The sequence below is a fragment of the Pseudomonas sp. 2 genome (assembly GCF_056627435.1).
In genome coordinates this window covers 146,319-167,432 of record NZ_JBWXNG010000014.1, presented here as the reverse complement: position 1 = coordinate 167,432, position 21,114 = coordinate 146,319, and the positions used below count along the sequence as shown (strand labels likewise).

The following is a 21,114-nucleotide window of genomic DNA, read 5'->3' as shown; positions in this document are numbered from 1 at the left end:
TTTGGCGTCCATACGCCATGGATCACAGAAAAAACGCGGCGCATTGTACACCGCAAAAAAAACGCCAGTCACAAGGACTGGCGTTTTTCATTGCAGCTGGCGGTCACTCAGGCTTGCGACGGCCTGTGCCTGCCGGGCGGCGCTTGGTAGCCTGGGCCTTATCGTCGTCGCTCAGCTTGATGCCGGGACGGGTGGCGCGCGGCTTGACCGGGCGCTTGTTCATTTCACTCGGACGCTCGGCCACTTCCGTGCCACGGCTGCTGTCAGCGCGACCTGCTGCCGGACGCGGTGTGCGTGCCGGGCGGGTGCTGTCGGCAGGCTTGCGCGCCGGGCGGTCGCCATCGGCCAGGCGCGGCTCGCGGGCCGGACGCTCGGTTGGCGCTGCATCCTTGGCCGGACGCAGCTGACGCACGCGCTCGTTCTTGCCCAGTGGACGGGACGACTGACGCTGCAGGCGGGCCATCTTGTCCTTGGTCTTGGCGTTCATCTGCGGCATCGCGACCGGCGTCAGACCCACCTCGGCGCTGAGGATGTCGACTTCCTGCTGGCTCATTTCGCGCCAGCGGCCCATCGGCAGGTCAGAGTTGAGGAACACCGGACCGAAACGCACGCGCTTCAGACGGCTGACCACCAGCCCCTGGGATTCCCACAGACGACGGACTTCGCGGTTGCGGCCTTCCATCACCACGCAGTGGTACCAGTGGTTGAAGCCTTCGCCGCCCGGTGCCTGCTGAATGTCGGTGAAACGCGCCGGACCGTCTTCCAGGATCACGCCGTTCTTCAGGCGCAGCAACATGTCGTCGTCGACTTCGCCACGCACGCGCACCGCGTATTCGCGATCCATCTCGAAGGACGGGTGCATCAGGCGATTGGCCAGCTCACCGTCGGTGGTGAACATCAGAAGACCGGTGGTATTGATGTCCAGGCGACCGATGTTGATCCAGCGGCCTTCTTTCGGGCGTGGCAGGCGGTCGAACACGGTCGGACGGCCTTCCGGGTCGTCACGGGTGCAGATTTCGCCATCGGGCTTGTTGTACATGATGACGCGACGGACCGTTTCGGCCGACTCTTCGCGCTTGATGACGCGGCCGTCGACGCTGATCGCATCGTGCAGGTCGACGCGCTGGCCCAGGCTTGCCTGAACCCCGTTGACCTTGATCCGGCCTTCGCCGATCCAGGCCTCGACGTCACGTCGCGAGCCGACGCCGATACGCGCCAGTACCTTCTGCAGCTTCTCGCCGGCTGGGGCGATCGCTTTTTCCTGCTTGTCTTGTTCACTCATCTGGGCACCTCCCGGTGTGTCGAATCAGGCCGTGCGCGAGTGGGCACGGGCTGTTGCCCTGTTCTCTGGGCGAGAACGTCGGGCGGAAAACTTGGGTTTCTGGCGAGCGGATCGCCAAAAGGCCGCAAATCATACGCTCATGGCGAGCGTTGCGCATCAGAGACTAGATGAAAATCGTCGGGTTGTTTAGTTTTGTTCCAAGGGCAGACACAGGAACTGCTTCTGGCCGAAGGCCGTGGGAGCCGGCTTGCTGGCGAATGGGGTATGTCATTCAACAGAGGGATTGACTGACCTGACGCATTCGCCAGCAAGCCGGCTCCCACATATGATCGCGGGGTGACGGAAAAAGGTATTGCACACTATCTTGGGTCTTCGTCGTCCGCCGGCTCGTCTTCTGGCTCCGGCTCGTCCACCAGCAAATCATCGAAATCGGTCTTGAGCCCCTGCTCCATGGTGTCGAGCTCGGCCAGCAGACTGCGGAAACTGGTTTCGTCACGCGGCGCTTCGGGTTCTGCAGATTCGCCGTCTTCGGCCAGCGCGGCGTCGGCCAAAGCCTGTAGGTGCGCAGGCACCGGTGCGTCATCGAAGTCCAGCACAGGCTCGGCTTCCATTTCCCGCAGGTCGGCCAAAGGTGGCAGTTCGTCCAGGCTTTTCAGGTTGAAGTGATCGAGAAACGCCTTGGTGGTGGCGAACATCGCAGGTTTGCCGGGCACGTCGCGATAACCGACGATCCTGATCCACTCGCGCTCCATCAAGGTCTTGACGATGTTGCTGTTGACCGCCACGCCCCGCACATCCTCGATCTCGCCCCGGGTGATCGGCTGGCGGTAGGCGATCAGCGCCATGGTTTCCAGCAAGGCGCGGGAGTAACGCTGCGGGCGCTCTTCCCACAGACGGCCAACCCACGGCGCGAACTTCTCGCGGATCTGCAAACGGTAACCCGTTGCGACTTCCTTCAATTCGAACGCGCGGTTGTCGCAGGATTTACCCAGCAGTGTCAGGGCCTTCTTGAAGACCGCAGGCGAAGGGCGCTCGGCTTCCTCGAACAGCTCGTAAAGGCGCTCCAGCGATTGCGGTTTGCCCGAGGCCAGCAGAAAGGCTTCCAGCAATGGCGCGAGGTCACGGGGTTCGTTGAGGTTCATTTGATCGGTTCTTGCTCTTTATTCGGCACGCGCACGCACATGAATGACAGCGAACGGCTCGTTCTGCACCAGTTCCACCAGTTGTTCCTTGACTAGCTCCAGCACCGCCATGAAGGTCACGACCACGCCAAGGCGCCCCTCCTCTGCCGTGAACAGTTCGGCGAACGGCACGAAGCCCGCGCCTTTCAAGCGTTCCAGCACATCGCTCATGCGCTCGCGGGTGGACAGGGTTTCGCGGCTGATCTGATGGCTCTCGAACATGTCGCCACGGCGCAGCACCTCAGCCATCGAAACCAGCAGCTCTTCAAGGGCCACGTCCGGCAGCAACTTGCGCGCCCGGGCTTCGGGGGCATCAAGTTTGGGCACCACCACATCACGCCCCACGCGGGGCAGCTCGTCGATGCCTTCGGCGGCAGCCTTGAAGCGCTCGTACTCCTGCAGGCGGCGGATCAGTTCGGCGCGCGGGTCATCCTCTTCTTCCTCGGTGGTTTCCGAGCGTGGCAAGAGCATGCGCGACTTGATCTCGGCCAGCATCGCGGCCATCACCAGATACTCGGCGGCCAGCTCCAGACGCACGGTTTTCATGAGCTCGACGTACCCCATGTACTGGCGAGTGATCTCCGCCACCGGGATATCGAGGATGTCGATGTTCTGCTTGCGGATCAGGTACAGCAGCAAGTCCAGCGGGCCTTCGAAGGCTTCGAGAAAGACTTCCAGCGCATCCGGGGGAATGTACAAATCCAGCGGCATCTGCGTGACCGCGTGGCCATAGACCAGGGCGAACGGCAGTTCCTGCTGGGCATCGGCCTGGGGATCAATAGCCGGTTCCTGCACCTGCGCTTCGGTCACTCGACTTCGACTCCGAACGGCGTCGGATCGCCACAGCCCACGCGCACCACCTGCGGCTCGCCTTCGGACAGATTGACCACCGTGGAGGCCGACACCCCGCCGTGGCCGGCGTCGATGATCAGGTCGACCTGATGCTCGAGCACATCGCGCATTTCATAAGGGTCGCTCATCGGCAATTCCTCGCCCGGCAGGATCAGGCTCACGCTCATCAGCGGCTCGCCCAGCTCCTGCAACAGCGCCTGGGCCACCGGATGGCGCGGCACGCGCAGGCCGATGGTGCGCCGCTTGGGGTGCAGCACCAGCCGCGGCACTTCCCGGGTGGCGTTGAGAATGAAGGTGTACGGCCCCGGCGTGTGCGCCTTGAGTTCGCGAAAGGCGGCGGTGTCGACCTTGGCGAACAGGCCCAGTTGCGACAGGTCGCAGCACATCAGGGTGAAATTGTGCTTGTCGTCGAGCTGACGCAAGCGGCGGATGCGCTCTACGGCGCCTTTGTCGCCCATCTGGCAACCCAGGGCGTAGGACGAATCGGTGGGATACACCACCAGACCACCGCCCTTGATGATCTCCACGGCCTGTTTGATCAGACGCGCCTGCGGGTTTTCCGGGTGGACCTGGAAAAATTGACTCACGGTATCTTCCTGTTCAGACGGCAGTAGGCTGGTCATGTTTGAACCGACGCCACAGGGGCGGCAGATCCTCCGGTAAGGGGCGGTAGACGCCGATCTCGCCCCAGGCGCCTGGGGCATGGAAATCGCTGCCGGCGGTGGCCAGCAGGCCGAACTCGCGGGCGAGAATGGCCAGGCTCCCCACCTGCTCGGCAGCTTGCAGGCCATTGACCACTTCTATGGCCTGGCCGCCAGCAGCGAGAAACTCAGCGACCAGCCTGCGGCGCTTGCTGCGCGTGAAATCGTAATGACAAGGGTGCGCCAGGCTGACCCAGGCACCCGAATTGCGCAAGGTGGCGACCGTGTCTTCCAGGGTCGGCCAGTGCTGCTTGACGTCGCCCAGCTTGCCCGCGCCCAGCCATTTGCGAAACGCTTCGGCACGATCTTTCACGAAACCTTCATTGACAAGAAAGTCGGCGAAATGCGGTCGCGCCGGTGCATTGCCGCTGTCGCCCAGCGCCTGCTGAACCGCGCGGGCACCTTCCAGCGCCCCAGGCATACCTTTCATCGCCAATTTGCGACTGATTTCTTCAGCGCGCAGCCAGCGTCCGGTGTGCAATTGCTCAATGGCGTCGCGCAGCGGGGTGGCATCCACATCAAAACCGTAGCCCAGAATATGAATGGTGGCACCGCCCCAAGTGCAGGACAACTCGATGCCGTTTATCAGCTGCATGTCCAGCGCAAGCGCCGCCGTGCGGGCTTCCTGCAGGCCTTCGATGGTGTCGTGGTCGGTCAGCGCCAGCACCCGGACGCCGTTTTCATGGGCACGCGCGACAAGTGCCGCAGGCGCAAGGGCGCCATCGGAGGCAGTACTGTGGCAATGCAGATCGACATTCATAGTAGGTTTAGCGGCGCTTTCGCAGTCATTGATGTTTGTTATTATGCCGACACATCCAGCTTCTGGCTCTTACTGTGAAACAATTCATCGACTTCATCCCGCTCATCCTGTTCTTCATCGTCTACAAAATCAGCCCGCAAGCCGTTGACATCCTGGGGCACAGCTTCATGGTAGGCGGAATTTTCAGCGCCACCGCGATGCTGATCGCAAGCTCCATCGTGGTCTATGGCATTCTTTACATGCGCCAGGGCAAGCTCGAAAAAAGCCAGTGGCTGACGCTGGTCGCCTGCCTGGTGTTCGGCAGCCTGACCCTGGCGTTCCACAGCGAAACCTTCCTCAAGTGGAAGGCACCAGTGGTCAACTGGCTGTTCGCCCTGATCTTCGCCGGTAGCCACTTCATCGGCGACCGCCTGCTGATCCAACGCATCATGGGCCACGCGCTGACGCTGCCACAGGCGATCTGGACCAAGCTGAACATCGCCTGGATCGTGTTCTTCCTGTTCTGCGGCGCCGCCAACCTGTACGTGGCTTTCACTTACCAGGACTTCTGGGTCGACTTCAAAGTCTTCGGCAGCCTGGGCATGACCCTGATTTTCCTGATCGGCCAGGGTATTTTCCTCGCCCGTCACATGCACGATGCCGACGCATCGGTGCCGCCTACCACCAAAAAGACCGAGGACTGAAATGCTCTACGCAATCGTGGCAACAGACGTCGCCAACTCGCTGGAAAAACGCCTGGCAGCGCGCCCTGCGCACCTTGAGCGCCTGACCGCGCTGAAAAACGAAGGCCGCATCGTGCTGGCCGGCCCCTTGCCTGCCATCGACAGCAATGACCCGGGCCCTGCCGGTTTCACGGGAAGCCTGATCGTCGCCGAGTTCGAATCCCTGACCGCCGCTCAGGCCTGGGCCGAGGCCGATCCGTACAAGGCCGCCGGTGTTTATGATCACGTCGTGGTCAAGCCGTTCAAGCAAGTGTTGCCGTAATACAGCCTCCATGGCTTGTCGGATGTGGCGTTCTTGAAATCGCCCCGCCGGCAAGCCGTGCTGCTACGGACTGAGGCTGGATACGCAAGAGATACATGCACCAACACCCCGTAGCAGCACGGCTTGCCGGCGGGACGATTCAAGCGACACCGCAATTTGAGAGCCTGGCGCCCCGGTACGCTGCCCTTTCTGCCTCCCCCTTCCCGACTGCTCATTATTCGCATCCCCTTGCCGATACCCTGCCAATGCCAAGAAAAGTCAGGAGTTCAGATGCGTCCACGTCCGTGGTGTCTGCTGGCGGCCGCACTGGTCGTCTCAGCGATGAGTTTCGATGTTCAAGCCGAAGAGTCCGGCGATACCGTCAGCCACGCGCTGCCGCTGCCCAGTACCGCCGCGCAACTGACCGAACTGCGTCAGCGCCTGGCCGAAAGCGAGAAGCAACGGGAAGAATTGACCCAGAAACTACAAAATGCCGACACTGAGCGTGAAAGTATTCAGGTGGGACGCCTGCGTCAGGAGAACCAAAGGCTTAAACTGCAGCTCAAAGAAGCGCAGTCGGCGATGCCTGCGCGCATTCTGACCGAGCAACAACAATGGTTCGTCACGGGGGGCGGCGTTGCAATGGTGGCCCTGCTGTGCGGTATCTTTGCCAGCGGCTGGCGTAGACAGCGTCGGCAATGGCTAAATTGAGTGAGTCATGAGCGAGCTGTTACTTATTGATGATGACCAGGAGCTGTGCGAGCTCCTCGGCAGTTGGTTGAGCCAGGAAGGCTTTGCGGTGCGGGCATGCCACGACGGCCAGAGTGCCCGCAAGGCGCTCGCCGAGTCCGCCCCCGCCGCGGTGGTGCTGGACGTGATGCTGCCCGACGGCAGCGGTCTGGAACTGCTCAAGCAATTACGCACCGATCACCCCGACCTGCCCGTGCTGATGCTTTCGGCGCGCGGCGAGCCGCTGGACCGCATTCTGGGTCTTGAACTTGGGGCCGACGATTACCTGGCCAAGCCTTGCGACCCGCGCGAGCTGACCGCGCGGTTGCGCGCCGTGTTGCGCCGCAGCCACCCGGCCGCCGTGTCCAGCCAGATCGAGCTGGGCGACCTGTGCTTCAGCCCGGCCCGGGGCGTGGTGACCATCGATGAGCAGGAATTCACCCTGACCGTCTCCGAAGCGCGCCTGCTCGAAGCGCTGCTGGGCCAGCCCGGCGAGCCGCTGGACAAGCAGGAACTGGCGCAACTGGCACTGGGCCGCAAACTGACCCTGTACGACCGCAGCCTGGACATGCACGTCAGCAACCTGCGCAAGAAGATTGGCCCCCACGCCGACGGCCGCCCACGGATCGTGGCGCTGCGCAGCCGCGGTTACTACTACGCCGTTTGATGCACGACACCATTCGCGGGCGTGACACCGACCCTGTAGGAGCGCGCTTGCCCGCGATTGCTGTCGGCCTGAAACGCATGTGTTAATTGACACAACGCATCGCGGGCAAGCGCGCTCCTACAGCGTTCATCTGTGTCAGTACTGTCGCAAACCCTCTTTACCCAAGCTTTACCCACGCCTGACCTCGCTTGACCTTGATCTCCCTAAACTGGCCACAACCGGCACAGAGCCGGATCCGAGACAAGGAGATTTACCATGCGCAAGACTCTGATGGCTTTGATGTTCGCTGCTGCTCTGCCGACCGTTGCAATGGCCCAGCCTGCCGATGGCGGCCACATGGGTGGCCCTGGCGGCCCAGGCTTCGACGGCCCGGGCATGCATCACCACCGCGGCCCGTTCGACAAGCTGAACCTGACCCCGGAACAGCACCAGAAGGTCGGCAAGCTGATGGGCGATGAGTGGCGCGGCCGCTCCGACATCACCCGCAAGTACCTGGCCAAGCTCTCGCCAGCCGACCAGAAAGCCATGAAGGATGAAATCGCCGCCAGCCGTGCGAAAACCCAGACTGACATTCGCGCCATGCTGACCCCGGATCAGCAGAAGACCTTCGACCAGATCCAGAAGGATCGCGAACAGCGTCGCGCCGACCGCGCCGAATTCGAGGCCTGGAAAGCACAAAAAGCGAGCAAGACCCAGTAACCCGCCACAGGCGCGTTACACTCCCCAACCCGACACGACCCCAAGCGTGTCGGGTTTTCCCATTCAAGGGCCTGATTGCAAAGGCTGAGCCGAGGGTTTCACGTGCGTTCATTGTTCTGGCGAATCCTGGCGAGCTTCTGGCTCGCGATCGCATTGGTGGCGGGGTTGTCGATCCTGCTGGGGCACATGCTCAATCAGGACGCCTGGATTCTCAGTCGCCACCCCGGCCTGCACAAGCTGCCGGAAAAGTGGACGCAGCTCTATGAACAGCAAGGCCCGGATGCCGCGCAGGATTACCTGCAGGATCTCAAACGTAAGTATCACTTCGACGTGCAGGTGCTCAACGACAGCGGTGAGGCCGTGGTGCCCGGCACCTTCCCGATGCGCGCGGCCGCCTACGAGGCGCGCCAGCAGAAGGACGATCAGCGGCCCCTGCCCTGGCGTCGCCTGACCGCCGAATACACCAGCCCCAAGAGCGGCGAGACGTACCTGCTGATCTACCGCATTCCGCACCCCGAACTGGATGCCTGGCACCGTCAGAGCCTGATGTGGCCGCTCAGTGCGCTGGGCATCGCGCTGGTGGTACTGACCCTGTTCAGCCTGCTCGTCACTTTGTCGATCACCCGCCCACTGAGCCGCCTGCGCGGCGCGGTGCATGATCTGGGGCAGACGACCTATCAACAGAACAGCCTGGCGCAACTGGCCAACCGGCGCGACGAATTCGGCGTGCTGGCCAATGACTTCAACCGCATGGGCGCGCGCCTGCAGAGCCTGATCGTCAGCCAGCGCCAGCTGTTGCGCGACGTCTCCCACGAACTGCGCTCGCCCTTGGCGCGGCTGCGCATCGCCCTGGCCCTGGCCGAGCGCGCAGAGACCGCCGAGCGGGAAAAACTCTGGCCGCGGCTGACCCGCGAGTGCGATCGCCTGGAAGAGTTGATCAGTGAGATTCTGGCCCTGGCGCGGCTGGATGCCGACATGGGCAGCGCCACACCGGTGGACCTGGCGGGCCTGTTGAACCACCTGAAAGCCGAAACCGAGCTGAGCGCCAGCGAGCAGACGGTCGAGGTGCAGGTGGAAAACGGCGTTCAGTTGCAAGGCTGGCCGAATGTGCTGGAGCGGGCGCTGGACAACCTGCTGCGCAACGCCTTGCGCTTCAACCCGGCCGGGCAACCGATCGAGCTGAGCGCGCGCAACGAGGATGACATGCTGTTCATCAGCGTGCGCGACCAGGGGCCTGGGGTGAGTGCCGAGCATCTGGCCAAACTGGGCGAACCCTTCTACCGCGCCCCCGACCAGACCGCCCCCGGTTACGGCCTGGGCCTGGCCATCGCCAAGCGTGCAGCGGAAAAACACGGCGGCAGCCTGGTGCTGGACAACCATCCCCAGGGTGGTTTCATCGCAAGCATCGTCGTGCCGCGCGATCACAACGCGCCATTATGACAATCACACCGTAGCAGCACGGCTTGCCGGCGGGAGCGATCTTGAGTACGCCCCGCCGGCAAGCCGTGCTGCTACGAACGCTTCACAGCGCGTTCAGCCCTGCCACTCACTGACAAATTCAGCCACATCCAGCTTCGGCGCCTCGCGCGGCGGGTTTAGCGGGGTGCCCAAGTACAGGAACGCCACAACCTCTTCATCCGCCGCCAGCCCCAGCCCCTTGGCCACCTGCGGCGCATACGCCAGCTCGCCAGTGCGCCAGACCGCACCCACCCCCATCGAATAGGCCGCCAGCAGCACGCCATGGGCCGCGCAGCCTGCGGTGATCACCTGCTCCGATTTCGGCACTTTGTAATGGTCCTGCAAGCGCGCGATGACCACCACCACCAGCGGCGCACGCAGCGGGCCGGAACGGGCTTTCTCCAGGGCCTTCTCATCCGACTCGCCGCCCTTTGCGATCAAGGCCTGGGCCAGCAGTTCGCCCATGCGGTTGCGCGCCTCGCCTTCCACGGTCAGGAAGCGGTAAGGGCGCAGCCCGCCGTGGTCCGGAGCACGCAGGGCGGCGCCGAAGAGTGCTTCGCGCTGGGCGGCGTCCGGGGCCGGTTCGATCAGCCGGGGCACCGATACGCGATTGAGCAAAAGGTCGAGCGCTTCCATAAATCGTCTCCTGAAAATGATGGGGCATTGTAGTGCCGCAAATGCTTTCTTGAACTTCAATAACGAATGACAGTGGCAATTACTTACAGGACACCCGGGAAAGCCCTCGGTTTACTTGGCATGCCCCGCAGGTAAAATGAGCGCCTTTCCACTACCAGATCAGAGCGACTGCATGGCGTTGCCGACCCTTCGCATCATCGGTTTCATTATCGGCATCTTCCTCATCACCCTGGCCATCGCCATGGTCATTCCGATGGCGACCCTGGTGATCTTCGACCGCACCGGCGACATGCCGTCATTCCTCTGGGCAAGCGCGGTCACCTTTATCGCCGGTCTGGCACTGGTGGCCCAGGGGCGTCCGGAACACGTTCATCTGCGGCCCCGGGACATGTACCTGCTGACCGTCAGCAGCTGGGTGATCGTGTGCATCTTCGCCGCCCTGCCGTTTCTGTTCACCCAGCACATCAGCTACACCGATTCGTTCTTCGAAAGCATGTCCGGCATCACCGCCACCGGCTCCACGGTGCTCAGCGGCCTGGACAGCATGTCACCGGGGATCCTGATCTGGCGCTCGCTGTTGCACTGGCTCGGCGGTATCGGCTTTATCGGGATGGCGGTGGCGATCCTGCCGCTGCTGCGCATCGGCGGCATGCGCCTGTTCCAGACCGAATCCTCCGACCGCTCCGAAAAAGTCATGCCGCGCTCGCACATGGTGGCCAAATACATCGTGCTGGTGTACGTCGGCATCACCATTCTCGGCAGCCTGGCGTTCTGGTGGGCGGGCATGAGCCTGTTCGATGCGATCAACCACGCGATGTCGGCGATTTCCACCGGCGGCTTTTCCACCTCCGACCAGTCGCTGGCCAAGTGGCCGCAACCTTCGGTGCACTGGGTGGCAGTGGTGGTGATGATCCTCGGTAGCCTGCCGTTCACCCTGTACGTCGCGACCTTGCGCGGCCATCGCAAGGCGCTGATCAAGGACGAACAGGTGCAGGGGTTCATCGGGCTGCTCCTGGTCACCTGGCTGGTGATGACGCTGTGGTACTGGGCCACCACCGATCTGCCGTGGTATGACGCCCTGCGCCATGTGGCGCTGAACGTCACGTCGGTGGTGACCACCACAGGCTTCGCTCTGGGCGACTACAGCCTGTGGGGCAACTTCGCGCTGATGTTCTTTTTCTACCTCGGCTTCATCGGCGGCTGCTCGGGCTCGACTGCAGGCGGGGTGAAGGTGTTTCGCTTTCAGGTCGCCTACATCCTGCTCAAGGCCAACCTGCATCAGTTGATTCACCCCCGCGCGGTGATCAAGCAGAAGTACAACGGCCACCGGCTGGACGACGAGATCGTGCGGTCGATTCTGACCTTTTCGTTCTTCTTCACCATCACCATCTGTGTGATCGCCCTGCTGCTGTCGCTGCTGGGGCTGGACTGGATGACCGCCCTGACCGGCGCGGCCAGTACCGTGTCGGGCGTGGGCCCGGGGCTTGGCGAAACCATTGGCCCGGCAGGCAACTTCTCGACCCTGCCGGATGCGGCGAAGTGGATTCTGTCAGTGGGGATGCTGCTGGGCAGGCTTGAGATCATCACCATTCTGGTGCTGTGCATCCCGGCGTTCTGGCGGCATTGATCGTTCAGACGATGTAAAACCTGTAGGAGCGACCGGGGTGGCGTCCCACTTCATTCGCGAAAATGGTTCAGGCGATATATTTCTACTGCCTGGGCCATTTTCGCGAATGAATTCGCTCCTACAGGATATCGATCGTTACTCCACGCCCTTGCGCTGCCGGTATTCGCCCGGGGTTTCATCGAACCAGCGTCTGAACGCGCGAAAGAAATTGCTCGGATCAGCAAACCCCAGCAAATAGGCAATCTCCAGCAAGGTCATCTGCGGCTGGGCCAGATACTGTTCGGCCAGTTCGCGGCGGGTGTCATCGAGCAACGTCTGGAAACTCGTGCCCTCCTCCTGCAGACGCCGCTGCAAGGTGCGCTGCGACAGATGCAGGCTCTGCGCAACCGCCTCGCGCTTGGGCTCGCCCTGGGGCAGCAATCGGGTCAGCACTTGCCGCGCCTGGTGAGTCACGCGATTGCTGGCAAAGCGCGCCAGGAAATCCCCGGCGAAACGATCATGCAGCTTGGCCATCGCCTCGTCGGCGGTAGGCAGCGGCGCTTCCATTTCTGCGCGTTCGAACACCAGCGCGTTGTAGGGCGCGCTGAAGGTCAGCGGCGCATGAAAGAACTTCTTGTAGGGTTCGATGTTTTTCGGCTGCTCGCCCTGGATCAGCACCTGGCGCGGGTGCAACGGCCGGCCGGTCAGCCAGCCGCAGAACGCCAGGGCGAATGCCAGCGACGCTTCGGCGCTTTGCCGGGTGGGCGGCAGCAGATCGCCATGCACGGTCAGGATCAGCGCATAGCCTTCGGGTAGCAGTTTGAAACTGAGGTCAGCGCTGTCGGCGATGATCCGCTGATAACGCACCAGACGCTCGAAACCCTCCTTGAGGGTGCGGCTGGACATCAATGCATACCCGGCCACGCTGAACGACGCCGGGCGCACCACCCGGGCCATGTTCAGGCCGATCGCCGGGTTGCCGGACAATTCCACCGCGCGTTGCCAGAGCCGGGTCATGGAATCCTGGGCGAAGCGTGCGTCCGGGTTTTCCAGGTCGGCGTAGACCAGCCCCAATTCCTTGAACAGTGCCCGGCAATCCAGGCCGTCCATTTCCAGGGACTTGACGATTCCCATGGCCCAACTTGAAGAAGTCGTCTTTTCCATGCTCAGGTCTTCTGACTGAGTCCGTCGCCCCCTGCGACTGATAGCCGAAGGATACTACGTTGGCACCCATTGTCACTGTCCGACGGGAGGGGATGGTTAAACTGATGACTGACTCACACAAGGGATTTGAGCTGTGGATAACGTCAAGACGTTCGAACGTTTCGCCGATTTCTATCCGTACTACCTGCACGAGCATTCAGACAGCACGTGCCGGCGCCTGCATTTCATCGGTACCACACTGGTGATTGCGATCCTGGCCAGCGCCTTGCTGAGCGGCAGCTGGCTGCTGCTGTGGGTGTTGCCCGTGGCGGGCTACAGCTTCGCCTGGGTGGGGCATTTCTTCTTCGAGAAAAACCGCCCGGCCACCTTCAAGCACCCCTTCTACAGCCTGCTCGGGGATTTCGTGATGTACCGCGACATGCTCAGGGGCAAGGTGCCGTTTTGATGAATGGCGTCGACGGCGCGCCCCATTCGCCAGCAAGCCGGCTCCCACGGCCTTCGGCCAGAAGCGGACATCACGTCGATTCCCCGTAGCAGCACGGCTTGCCGGCGGGGGCGATCTTGAGGACGACCGCGGGCAAGCCCGGCTGCTACGGGATCGTGTTGGATCAGGAAACGGTTTCCGGGACTGGCTGATTCGCTTCCACGGCCCTGGCCTTGACGTGGGCGTCGGCCAGGCGGAACAGCTCGATGGTGCCGTCCCAGTGCTCGATCAATGCGGTGCAGGATTCGACCCAGTCGCCGCAGTTGAGGTATTCCACCCCGCCCACCTGACGAATCTCGGCGTGGTGGATGTGCCCGCACACCACCCCGTCCAGCCCGCGCTTCACGCATTCGTGAGCGATGGCTTCTTCGAAGTCGCTGATGAAGTTCACCGCCGTCTTGACCTTGTGCTTCAGGTACGCCGACAGCGACCAGTAGCCCTTGCCGTACTTGGCACGCCAGTGGTTGAGCCAGCGGTTGAGGGTCAGGGTGAATTCGTAGGCCGAATCGCCGAGGAACGCCAGCCAGCGGTGATAACGGGTGATGACGTCGAACTGATCGCCATGGATCACCAGCAGGCGGCGACCATCGGCGGTGACGTGCTCGGCCTCGTCCACCAGCTGGATGTTGCCCAGGATCAGTTTGGAGTAGCGACGCAGGAATTCATCGTGGTTGCCGGTGACGTAGATCACCTCGGTGCCACGCTTGCTCATGGTCAGCAGACGACGAATGACGTTGGTGTGCGCCTGGGGCCAGTACATCCCGCCGCGCAGCTTCCAGCCATCGATGATATCGCCGACCAGATAGATCCTGTCGGCATGATACTGCTTGAGAAAACCGGACAGATGCTCGGCCTGGCAGTCCCGGGTTCCCAGATGCACATCGGAGATCCACAAGGTCCGGACACGTTGTTTACGGCTGGGTTTCACGTTCTCGGCAATGCTCATGGATGACCTCCACCTGGGTTTCCACAAGGGTGGACCGGGTCGGTGAAATGAACATGACGAGTAGATTGAAATTTAATGACATAGATATCGCCAGAGGTGCGCGGATCCCCTGTAGGAGCGAATTCATTCGCGAAAATCGCACGGTCGATGGGTGTGCATCGGATGTACCGGCCATTCGCGAATGAATTCGCTCCTACAGAGGATCGGCGTCAGGTCAACACGAACTCCACCGGCAACAACGGCGGCGGCAAGGGCTGCACGCCGAGGGCATCGAGCACGTCGCGCTCGATCACCCGCACCAGCGCGTCGGTGGGCAAATCGTTTTCGTCGTAGCCGAACGGGTCTTCCAGTTCGTTGCCGATGGCGTCCAGGCCGAAGAAGGTGTAGCTGACGATGGCCATGAACAGCGGGGTCATCCAGCCCAGCGGCTCGGCCATGGCGAACGGCAGCAGGATGCAGAACAGGTAGATCGTGCGGTGCAGCAGCAAGGTGTAGGGGAACGGCAGCGGCGTGTTCTTGATCCGGTCACACGTGGTCAGCGCGCGGCTCATGACGCTCAGGTGATTGGCCAGCAGGGTGTAGCGCCACTCGCTGATCTGCCCCGACTCACTGGCCTCGGAGCACTGGCGACCCACGTCGCGCAGGATCACATCGCAGAGGTTGGCCCGCGCAGCCGACAGCGGCCGGCTGACCCAGGGCGCGATGGCCGCGTGTACATCCTGGCTGCGCAATGCAGCGTTCAAACCATGGGCAAACCCGCACAGGTCGCACAGCAGCGTGCTGCGCGCTGCGTCGTCCTTGAGCACCTGCGCCTCGCGAATGATCGAGCGGGTCTCGGTGATGATGTCGCCCCAGGCCTTGCGCGCCTCGTACCAGCGGTCGTAGCAGGCGTTGTTGCGAAAGCTCATGAAGATCGACAGCGACAGGCCCAGCAAGGTGAACGGCGTGGCGCTGACCTTGGCGAAGTAGTCCGGATGCAGGCTTTCGATCAGCACGATGGCCGCTGCCAGCAAGGTCACCAACAGGCTGCGCCTGGCGATGCGGCGGGCGATCGAGCCCTTGAGGGCCGAGAGCACATTGAGCAGGTTCGGATGGGGGCGAACGATCATGGGGCGGTCTGTGCTCGGCGAGGCTGTCTGGAGGCCGCCAAAGCATAGTTGCGATGGCCGGACAGCGTCCAATCACTGTGGGTGACGACCCGATCGAGAGGCTCTATCGTGGGGCTTTGCGAGGATTCGGCGGGCGATCAGCTGTCCAGGCCGGTGACCCGATCGTTGTGGCCCAGATCACGCTCGGGGTCGATCTGGTCGCGCACCCGCTGCTTGAGCACCTTGGCCTCGGGAAAGCCGCCGTCGGCCTTGCGTTCCCAGATCTGCACCTCATCGCAGGTGATGCGGAACACGCCGCCCGTGCCTGGCACCAGCGAGACCTTGCCCAGGTCATCGCCAAAGGTGCTGAGCAGTTCTTGCGCCAGCCACGCCGCACGCAACAGCCACTGGCATTGCGTGCAGTAGGTGATGGTGATTTCAGCCTTGGTGCTCATCGGTCAGCCCAACCCTGCCAGCAAGTCGCGGGCGGTCTGTTGCGGGCCGTCCTCGGATTCATCGATGACTTCCTGCAACAGGCGGCGGGCTTCTTCGATCTGGCCGTCGTCGATCAGCACTTGGGCTTCGTTGATTTTGCTCAGCGGCTCTTCGTCCAGGTCCATCAGGTCGAATTCGCCGTCGTCGATCATGAAACTGTCGAGAAATGCATCGTCCAGCTGGTCGCTTTCGCTTTGCGCCACGGAGTCTGGCTGCAGGTCGATGTCTTCGTCGGGCAGATCGAAACTCAGCTCGATTTCTTCCGGCGCGCTGGCCGGTTCATCGCCTTCTTCGGCGAAATCACTGAGGAAGCCCTCCTCCGGCATCTCGAAGACTTCCGGCAATTCGGTCAGGTTGGTGGCAAACGAAGGGTCCACCGCAGGCTCGGCCTCAGGCGCAGGCTTGCGCGGCGCCGGAGTGCTTTCGAACGGGTCGACCAGATCCCAGTCGGCGTCCATCGACAGATCGTCCAGGTTGAGCTGGAAGTCGTCGGCTGGCGCCGGGTTGAGCGATGCCGCGGCGTTTTCGTCGAGTTCGCTGGCCGGGCTGCTGGTGGCTGCGGCAGCCGCTGCTGCGGTGGCGGCCACGGCGGCAGCCGCGATCACCGCAGGGGCGACAGGCGCAGGCGCTGCCGGAGCTGCTGGCGCCGGAGCTGGCACCGGCTCGACGTTCAGCTTCGGATAGCGGCTGCGAATCTCGTTGAGTTTTTCAGCCTCGATGCCGTGATCCAGCAGCACTTTCTCTTCGGCATTGAAGCCTTCAAGGTCGCCCTGCTCGCCCAGCAGTTCGAGAATGCGCATGCGCACGTCGGTGCGTTGCGGCTGTTTGTCCAAGGCATCGCGCAGAATCGCCAGCGCCTCGGCAAAGCGGCCATAGGCGATGTAGATGCTGGCGCCGTCCAGTGCGTCGGTCGCCGCCCCCGCCAGGCGCTGGCCGGATGCGGACGGCGCAGCTGCTGGGGTCGGGGTCACGGAAGGCACTTCGAACACCGGAGTGACGGTGGCCTGTGCCGGCTTGAGGATCGGCTCCAGCGGCTCGGGCTGAAGGGCCAACTGGTTCTTGATCCGGTTGCGGCGCACCGACCAGGCCAGCGCCAACAGCAGGGCCAGTACCAACAGCGCGGCGAGGAGGGTGGTCCATGGCAGGCCGTCATCCTCTACCGGCTGCACCGGCGCAGGTGCTGGTGCCGTCGTCACAGGTTCGGTCTTCTGCACCGGCGCTGCGGGGGCCGGCTTGGCCGCCGCCGCTTTCATTTCAGCCAGCTGGGTTTGCAGCTCGATGATCTGCTTGTCCTTGCCCGCCTCTTCTTCGGCGGTTTTCTGCGCCTGATCCTTGAGCTCATCCACCGTTTTGTTCAGCGCCTGGTTTTCCAGCGCCGTGGCGGTCAGTTGCTCGGCAGCGGTCGGCGTGCCCACCGGCGCGGCCGGAGCCGACGGCGCGGGGGCAGCAGGCGCCGTGGCCGCAGGCAGCGCCGCGGACTTCGGCTCCAGGGCGGTGTCAGGCAACAGCAAACTCTGGCCTACCTTCAACTGGCTGCGCTCACCATTGGGAAACGCCTGCGGGTTGAGGGCCTGAATGCCGCTGATCAGCTCGGACGAGCTGGTCTTGCTGCCCGGCGCCTGGATGTTGCGGGCGATCCCGGCCAAGGTATCGCCGGCGACCACCGTGTAATGCTTGCCCTGGACGGCCTTGGGCGGCGCCACGGGCAGGCGCGAGCCATCGTTTTTCGGCCCGGAAGCAAGCGATTGCGTGCGGCTGCGGGTGGCGGCCAGGCCGGCCGGGGAATTCGGCGGGTCGAGCAGGACGGTGTATTCGCGCAGCTGATCGCCGCTCGGGCGCACCAGCCGCACCACGAAGTCCATGTAAGGCTCGGTCACTGCCTTGTGCGACTCGACATGCACCACCGCACGGTTGCCACGGATGACCGGGGTGAAACGCAGGTCGTTTAGGAAGAACACCCGCTCCACACCGGCCTTGGCGAAGGCATCGGCGGGCGCAAGCGCTACCACGATCTCTTCGGGGGTCAGGCCACCGACTTCGATCAGTTCGATATCCGCGTTGAACGGCTGCCCCAGTGCCGAGTGCAAGGTGATCTCACCCAGCCCCAGCGCGGCGGCCATGGCGCTGTGCAGCAGGGACGCCGAGGCCACGGCCAATGTCAGCAATCCCGTGCGCAGACCCGACTGAACGCGAAGTGGTAGGTGACTTGCGCGCCGACTACCGGCCTGAAAACTCTTGAGCATGCGAACCCTTATGAGGCAGGCTTCCCTGCAAATGCGTTGTACGAACACCCTGTCCGGGCCAAACCAGTATGGCTGCAAATAGAACAGGATGTTTCCACAGGTTCAACGTTTTATTGCAGGCATTGAGCCACAACGTCAGGATTTTTCCAGATTGCTCAGGATAGTCGAGTGCACGCGCATGCAAACGCGCAGGTCTTCTTCATCGATCCCGACGAACAATTCATGGCGCAATGCCGTTGCGATGGTTTCGATTTTCTCGATCAGAGGACGCGCCGAGTCGCTCAACAGGATCTTTTTCGCACGACGGTCTTCGACCACCGCCTGACGCCGGACAAGACCCTGATTTTCAAGGCTGTCGAGCAAGCGAGCCAGCGTCGGGCCCTCTACGCCCACGCTCTGCGCCAGTTCACGCTGGGTGGGTGGCGTCTTGAAACGCGCCAGGTGCAAGAGGACCAGCCAACGGGCCTGGGACAACCCCAGATCGGCCAAGCGACGGTCCAGCTCGGCACGCCAGCCACGGGACATATGGGCCAGCTGCATGCCAAAGCGATGTTCTTCTGTTAACGGCATAGGTAACTCGATGGTTAAAGGCTAATCCTAATTAATAGGCAGCTAACCATGGAGACTGTGACGAGGCAAGTATCGGGGTGTGGTGTTTCGTCGCACAGCGCCAAGCCAGACCGGAATGCGGCGGGTTTGGCCTGAGCGGACATGGTCATCCCTGTAGGAGCGAATTCATTCGCGAATGGCCCGTGCAGGCAATGCATTGGCGTTGCCTGAAACATCTTTCGCGAATGAATTCGCTCCTACAGAGGGATTGGCGTATGCCTGAAGGTTCGCAGGAACGGTAACAACGTTAAATCTCGAACTCGGACTCCAGCGCCGCACGCACGCAATACAGCACCCCTTCCGGCACCCGGCCTGCGAACTGCGGGGCGACGGCGGCCACCGGCGGCAGCTCGCCTTCGCCGTCGAGGAAGGCGTCCTGAATGTCGCCCAGCAGATCCTCGGGCAGGTCCAGCGCCTGGGCCAGGGTCAACTGCTGCTTGCCGATGGCTTCGGCGAGCATCGAATAGACGTTCTTTTCCGAGCACTGCAGTTGCCCGGCGATCTGCACCGGCGTCATCCCGGCGCGGGCCAGACTGATCAGTTCGTGGCGCAGGTCGGTGACCACCCGTGGCGCCGGCGCCGCGCCGCCGAGCACTTCCAGGAAGGCCTCGCCGTAACGCTCCAGCTTGCGCGCACCGACGCCGCTAACCCGCGCCATCTCGGCCATGGTCCCCGGCTGGCTGCGCAGCATCTCCAACAGTGTCGAGTCGGGGAAGATGACGTACGGCGGCACCGCATGTTCCTCGGCCAGCTTGCGACGCAACGCGCGCAAGGCCTCCCACTGTTCGCGCTCTTCGCCGCGCACCAGTTGGCTGGCCGGGCTGCCTGCGGCCTTGGGTGTGGTCTGCGGCTTGAGGTCGCGGCGCAATTGCAGGGTGACCTCGCCGCGCAGCAACGGCCGGCAGGAATCGCTCAGGCGCAGACCGCCGTAGCCTTCAAGGTCGGTATCGACCAGCCCGCGCGCCACCAATTGACGGAACAGCGAACGCCATTCGCCTTCGCTGCGGCCCTTGCCAACCCCGAACACTGCCAGCTTCTGATGGCCGAAGCTCTGCACCTTGTCGTTTTCCTTGCCCAGCAGCACGTCCACCAGATGGCCGACGCCGTAACGCTGGCCCGTGCGGAAGATCGCCGACAGCGCCTGACGCGCAGGCTCGGTGGCGTCCCAGGTCTGCACGTTGTCGACACAGTTGTCGCAGTGGCCACAGGGGTTGGGCATGTCTTCGTCGAAATAGGCCAGCAGCGCCTGACGGCGGCAGCGGGTTTCTTCGCACAGCGACAGCATGGCATCGAGCTTGTGCTGCTCGACGCGCTTGTGACGCTCGTCGCCCTCGGAGTTCTGCAGCATCTGCTTGAGCATCACCACGTCCTGCAGACCGTAGGCCATCCAGGCATCGGCGGGCAGTCCGTCACGCCCTGCCCGACCGGTTTCCTGGTAATAGGCCTCCAGCGACTTGGGCAGGTCCATGTGCGCGACGAAACGCACGTTGGGCTTGTCGATGCCCATGCCGAAGGCGATGGTGGCGACCATCACCAGGCCTTCTTCATTGAGGAAGCGGCGCTGGTTTTCGGCGCGGGTCTCGATGGGCAGGCCGGCGTGGTACGGCAGGGCCGGATATCCGTTGTCGCTCAGGAAAGCGGCGGTTTCCTCGACCTTCTTGCGCGACAGGCAATAGACGATGCCGGCATCGCTGCGCCGCTCGGAGAGAAACGCCAGCAGCTGTTTGCGCGGCTGCTCCTTGGGCACGATGCGGTAGAAGATGTTGGGGCGGTCGAAACTCGACAGGAATCGCTCGGCGTTCTGCAGATGCAGGCGCGTGACGATTTCCTCGCGGGTGCGCTTGTCGGCCGTGGCGGTCAGGGCGATACGCGGCACATCGGGGAACAGCTCGGCCAGTTGGCCCAGTTGCAGGTATTCAGGACGGAAATCATGACCCCATTGCGACACGCAGTGGGCTTCGTCGATGGCGAACAGGGCGATTTTCAGGTTCTGCAGAAACGCCAGCATGCGCGGCTGCACCAGCCGCTCCGGCGCCAGGTAGAGCATCTTCACTTCGCCCAAGCGGATGCGGTTGGCCAGATCGCGCTGCTGCTCGGCGCTCAGGGTCGAGTTCAGCGCAGCGGCCGAGACGCCGAGTTCTTCGAGGGTTGCAACCTGATCGTCCATCAACGCGATCAGCGGCGACACCACCACCGCCAGGCCGTCGCGCAACAGGCTCGGCACCTGGAAACACAGGGACTTGCCGCCGCCGGTGGGCATCAGCACCAGAGCATCGCCGCCGCTGGCCACGCGCTCGATAATGGCACCCTGGCGACCACGAAAGCTGTCGTAGCCGAAGATGTCTTTAAGTACGCGTTGAGCCTGGTCGAGCATAGATACCCCGGATGGTGCCGCCACAGCGGGTCGATCATCGCTGTGAAAATCGCAAAGCGCGGGAGTATACCGGAGCGCTCGCGTCGATAGGGCAATGGTGACACGAGCGGTCGAAATTCAGCGCAATGCCGATTCTGTCGGCCCTGCCGCTGGCATCTGGGGCCCTCAGGGCCTAGA

General features: G+C 62.9%; 21 protein-coding genes. 8 read left to right on the top strand and 13 right to left on the bottom strand.

Features of this window, described 5'->3' with window-relative positions; translation table 11 throughout:
• Positions 1-103 precede the first annotated feature (103 nt).
• From rluB to AC1MEK_RS22010, 5 genes are all read right to left on the bottom strand, one after another.
• On the bottom strand, positions 104-1,282 hold the full coding sequence (gene rluB, locus AC1MEK_RS22030) for a 23S rRNA pseudouridine(2605) synthase RluB (RefSeq protein WP_480398395.1): 1,179 nt from the start codon (positions 1,280-1,282) through the stop codon (positions 104-106).
• 359 nt (positions 1,283-1,641) lie between these two features.
• Positions 1,642-2,424 carry an SMC-Scp complex subunit ScpB gene (gene scpB / locus AC1MEK_RS22025; RefSeq protein ID WP_480398394.1) on the bottom strand — a complete coding sequence of 261 codons (783 nt, stop codon included), beginning with the start codon at positions 2,422-2,424 and terminating at the stop codon, positions 1,642-1,644.
• Between the two features lie 18 nt (positions 2,425-2,442).
• A complete protein-coding gene (locus AC1MEK_RS22020; protein WP_480398417.1) occupies positions 2,443-3,141 on the bottom strand; it encodes a segregation and condensation protein A in 699 nt (232 codons plus the stop codon).
• Positions 3,142-3,269: 128 nt separating this feature from the next.
• Entirely contained in the window at positions 3,270-3,902 is a 633-nt protein-coding gene (locus AC1MEK_RS22015) for an L-threonylcarbamoyladenylate synthase (protein WP_480398393.1), read from the bottom strand.
• Between the two features lie 13 nt (positions 3,903-3,915).
• Entirely contained in the window at positions 3,916-4,776 is an 861-nt protein-coding gene (locus tag AC1MEK_RS22010; protein ID WP_480398392.1) for a PHP domain-containing protein, read from the bottom strand.
• A 74-nt stretch (positions 4,777-4,850) separates the two neighbouring features.
• Here AC1MEK_RS22010 and AC1MEK_RS22005 point away from each other — a divergent pair, with 74 nt between their 5' ends.
• The 6 genes from AC1MEK_RS22005 (at position 4,851) to AC1MEK_RS21980 (ending at position 9,274) form a co-directional block, all read left to right on the top strand.
• Positions 4,851-5,459 (top strand): septation protein A, encoded by a 609-nt coding sequence (locus tag AC1MEK_RS22005; protein WP_480398391.1) that lies wholly within the window; start codon positions 4,851-4,853, stop codon positions 5,457-5,459.
• Position 5,460: 1 nt separating this feature from the next.
• Entirely contained in the window at positions 5,461-5,760 is a 300-nt protein-coding gene (locus tag AC1MEK_RS22000) for a YciI family protein (RefSeq protein WP_480398390.1), read from the top strand.
• Between the two features lie 270 nt (positions 5,761-6,030).
• A complete protein-coding gene (locus tag AC1MEK_RS21995) occupies positions 6,031-6,450 on the top strand; it encodes an SH3 domain-containing protein (protein ID WP_480398389.1) in 420 nt (139 codons plus the stop codon).
• Between the two features lie 7 nt (positions 6,451-6,457).
• On the top strand, positions 6,458-7,135 hold the full coding sequence (locus AC1MEK_RS21990; RefSeq protein WP_480398388.1) for a response regulator transcription factor: 678 nt from the start codon (positions 6,458-6,460) through the stop codon (positions 7,133-7,135).
• Positions 7,136-7,390: 255 nt separating this feature from the next.
• Positions 7,391-7,834 carry an LTXXQ domain protein gene (locus AC1MEK_RS21985; protein ID WP_480398387.1) on the top strand — a complete coding sequence of 148 codons (444 nt, stop codon included), beginning with the start codon at positions 7,391-7,393 and terminating at the stop codon, positions 7,832-7,834.
• 102 nt (positions 7,835-7,936) lie between these two features.
• Positions 7,937-9,274, top strand: coding sequence for a sensor histidine kinase (locus AC1MEK_RS21980; protein WP_480398386.1), 1,338 nt, complete (start codon positions 7,937-7,939; stop codon positions 9,272-9,274).
• Positions 9,275-9,367: 93 nt separating this feature from the next.
• Here AC1MEK_RS21980 and AC1MEK_RS21975 read toward each other — a convergent pair whose 3' ends face one another.
• The gene (locus AC1MEK_RS21975; protein ID WP_480398385.1) at positions 9,368-9,928 is read right to left on the bottom strand and encodes a nitroreductase family protein; all 561 of its coding nucleotides are present in this window, start codon (positions 9,926-9,928) and stop codon (positions 9,368-9,370) included.
• 172 nt (positions 9,929-10,100) lie between these two features.
• On the opposite strand from AC1MEK_RS21975, the gene AC1MEK_RS21970 reads away from it, so the two are divergent.
• Positions 10,101-11,555 (top strand): TrkH family potassium uptake protein, encoded by a 1,455-nt coding sequence (locus AC1MEK_RS21970; protein WP_480398384.1) that lies wholly within the window; start codon positions 10,101-10,103, stop codon positions 11,553-11,555.
• A gap of 135 nt (positions 11,556-11,690) precedes the next feature.
• Here the strand turns inward: AC1MEK_RS21970 and AC1MEK_RS21965 are convergent, their stop codons facing one another.
• Entirely contained in the window at positions 11,691-12,698 is a 1,008-nt protein-coding gene (locus AC1MEK_RS21965; protein WP_480398383.1) for an AraC family transcriptional regulator, read from the bottom strand.
• Between the two features lie 133 nt (positions 12,699-12,831).
• Between AC1MEK_RS21965 and AC1MEK_RS21960 the strand changes: the two genes are divergently transcribed.
• Positions 12,832-13,143: an Mpo1-like protein gene (locus AC1MEK_RS21960; protein WP_480398382.1), complete on the top strand. Its 312-nt coding sequence runs from the start codon at positions 12,832-12,834 to the stop codon at positions 13,141-13,143.
• Between the two features lie 163 nt (positions 13,144-13,306).
• Here AC1MEK_RS21960 and AC1MEK_RS21955 read toward each other — a convergent pair whose 3' ends face one another.
• The 6 genes from AC1MEK_RS21955 to recQ all read right to left on the bottom strand — a co-directional run bounded on the left by AC1MEK_RS21955 (position 13,307) and on the right by recQ (position 20,937).
• The gene (locus tag AC1MEK_RS21955) at positions 13,307-14,128 is read right to left on the bottom strand and encodes a UDP-2,3-diacylglucosamine diphosphatase (protein WP_480398381.1); all 822 of its coding nucleotides are present in this window, start codon (positions 14,126-14,128) and stop codon (positions 13,307-13,309) included.
• A gap of 209 nt (positions 14,129-14,337) precedes the next feature.
• Positions 14,338-15,237, bottom strand: a complete 900-nt coding sequence (locus tag AC1MEK_RS21950) for a bestrophin family protein (protein WP_480398380.1) — start codon at positions 15,235-15,237, stop codon at positions 14,338-14,340.
• 137 nt (positions 15,238-15,374) lie between these two features.
• Entirely contained in the window at positions 15,375-15,671 is a 297-nt protein-coding gene (locus AC1MEK_RS21945; protein WP_480398379.1) for an Rdx family protein, read from the bottom strand.
• Between the two features lie 3 nt (positions 15,672-15,674).
• Positions 15,675-17,954: a FimV/HubP family polar landmark protein gene (locus AC1MEK_RS21940; protein WP_480398378.1), complete on the bottom strand. Its 2,280-nt coding sequence runs from the start codon at positions 17,952-17,954 to the stop codon at positions 15,675-15,677.
• Between the two features lie 135 nt (positions 17,955-18,089).
• Positions 18,090-18,524, bottom strand: coding sequence for a MarR family transcriptional regulator (locus tag AC1MEK_RS21935; protein ID WP_480398377.1), 435 nt, complete (start codon positions 18,522-18,524; stop codon positions 18,090-18,092).
• A gap of 286 nt (positions 18,525-18,810) precedes the next feature.
• A complete protein-coding gene (gene recQ / locus AC1MEK_RS21930) occupies positions 18,811-20,937 on the bottom strand; it encodes a DNA helicase RecQ (RefSeq protein ID WP_480398376.1) in 2,127 nt (708 codons plus the stop codon).
• Between the last annotated feature and the right edge of the window lie 177 nt (positions 20,938-21,114).

Coding starts and splice junctions, on each gene's coding strand:
- rluB (WP_480398395.1), bottom strand. CDS start 1,282: ATGAGTGAACAAGACAAGCAGGAAAAAGCGATCGCCCCAGCCGGCGAG.
- scpB (WP_480398394.1), bottom strand. CDS start 2,424: ATGAACCTCAACGAACCCCGTGACCTCGCGCCATTGCTGGAAGCCTTT.
- AC1MEK_RS22010 (WP_480398392.1), bottom strand. CDS start 4,776: ATGAATGTCGATCTGCATTGCCACAGTACTGCCTCCGATGGCGCCCTT.
- AC1MEK_RS22000 (WP_480398390.1), top strand. CDS start 5,461: ATGCTCTACGCAATCGTGGCAACAGACGTCGCCAACTCGCTGGAAAAA.
- AC1MEK_RS21995 (WP_480398389.1), top strand. CDS start 6,031: ATGCGTCCACGTCCGTGGTGTCTGCTGGCGGCCGCACTGGTCGTCTCA.
- AC1MEK_RS21990 (WP_480398388.1), top strand. CDS start 6,458: ATGAGCGAGCTGTTACTTATTGATGATGACCAGGAGCTGTGCGAGCTC.
- AC1MEK_RS21985 (WP_480398387.1), top strand. CDS start 7,391: ATGCGCAAGACTCTGATGGCTTTGATGTTCGCTGCTGCTCTGCCGACC.
- AC1MEK_RS21975 (WP_480398385.1), bottom strand. CDS start 9,928: ATGGAAGCGCTCGACCTTTTGCTCAATCGCGTATCGGTGCCCCGGCTG.
- AC1MEK_RS21970 (WP_480398384.1), top strand. CDS start 10,101: ATGGCGTTGCCGACCCTTCGCATCATCGGTTTCATTATCGGCATCTTC.
- AC1MEK_RS21965 (WP_480398383.1), bottom strand. CDS start 12,698: ATGGAAAAGACGACTTCTTCAAGTTGGGCCATGGGAATCGTCAAGTCC.
- AC1MEK_RS21955 (WP_480398381.1), bottom strand. CDS start 14,128: ATGAGCATTGCCGAGAACGTGAAACCCAGCCGTAAACAACGTGTCCGG.
- AC1MEK_RS21950 (WP_480398380.1), bottom strand. CDS start 15,237: ATGATCGTTCGCCCCCATCCGAACCTGCTCAATGTGCTCTCGGCCCTC.
- AC1MEK_RS21945 (WP_480398379.1), bottom strand. CDS start 15,671: ATGAGCACCAAGGCTGAAATCACCATCACCTACTGCACGCAATGCCAG.
- AC1MEK_RS21940 (WP_480398378.1), bottom strand. CDS start 17,954: ATGCTCAAGAGTTTTCAGGCCGGTAGTCGGCGCGCAAGTCACCTACCA.
- AC1MEK_RS21935 (WP_480398377.1), bottom strand. CDS start 18,524: ATGCCGTTAACAGAAGAACATCGCTTTGGCATGCAGCTGGCCCATATG.
- recQ (WP_480398376.1), bottom strand. CDS start 20,937: ATGCTCGACCAGGCTCAACGCGTACTTAAAGACATCTTCGGCTACGAC.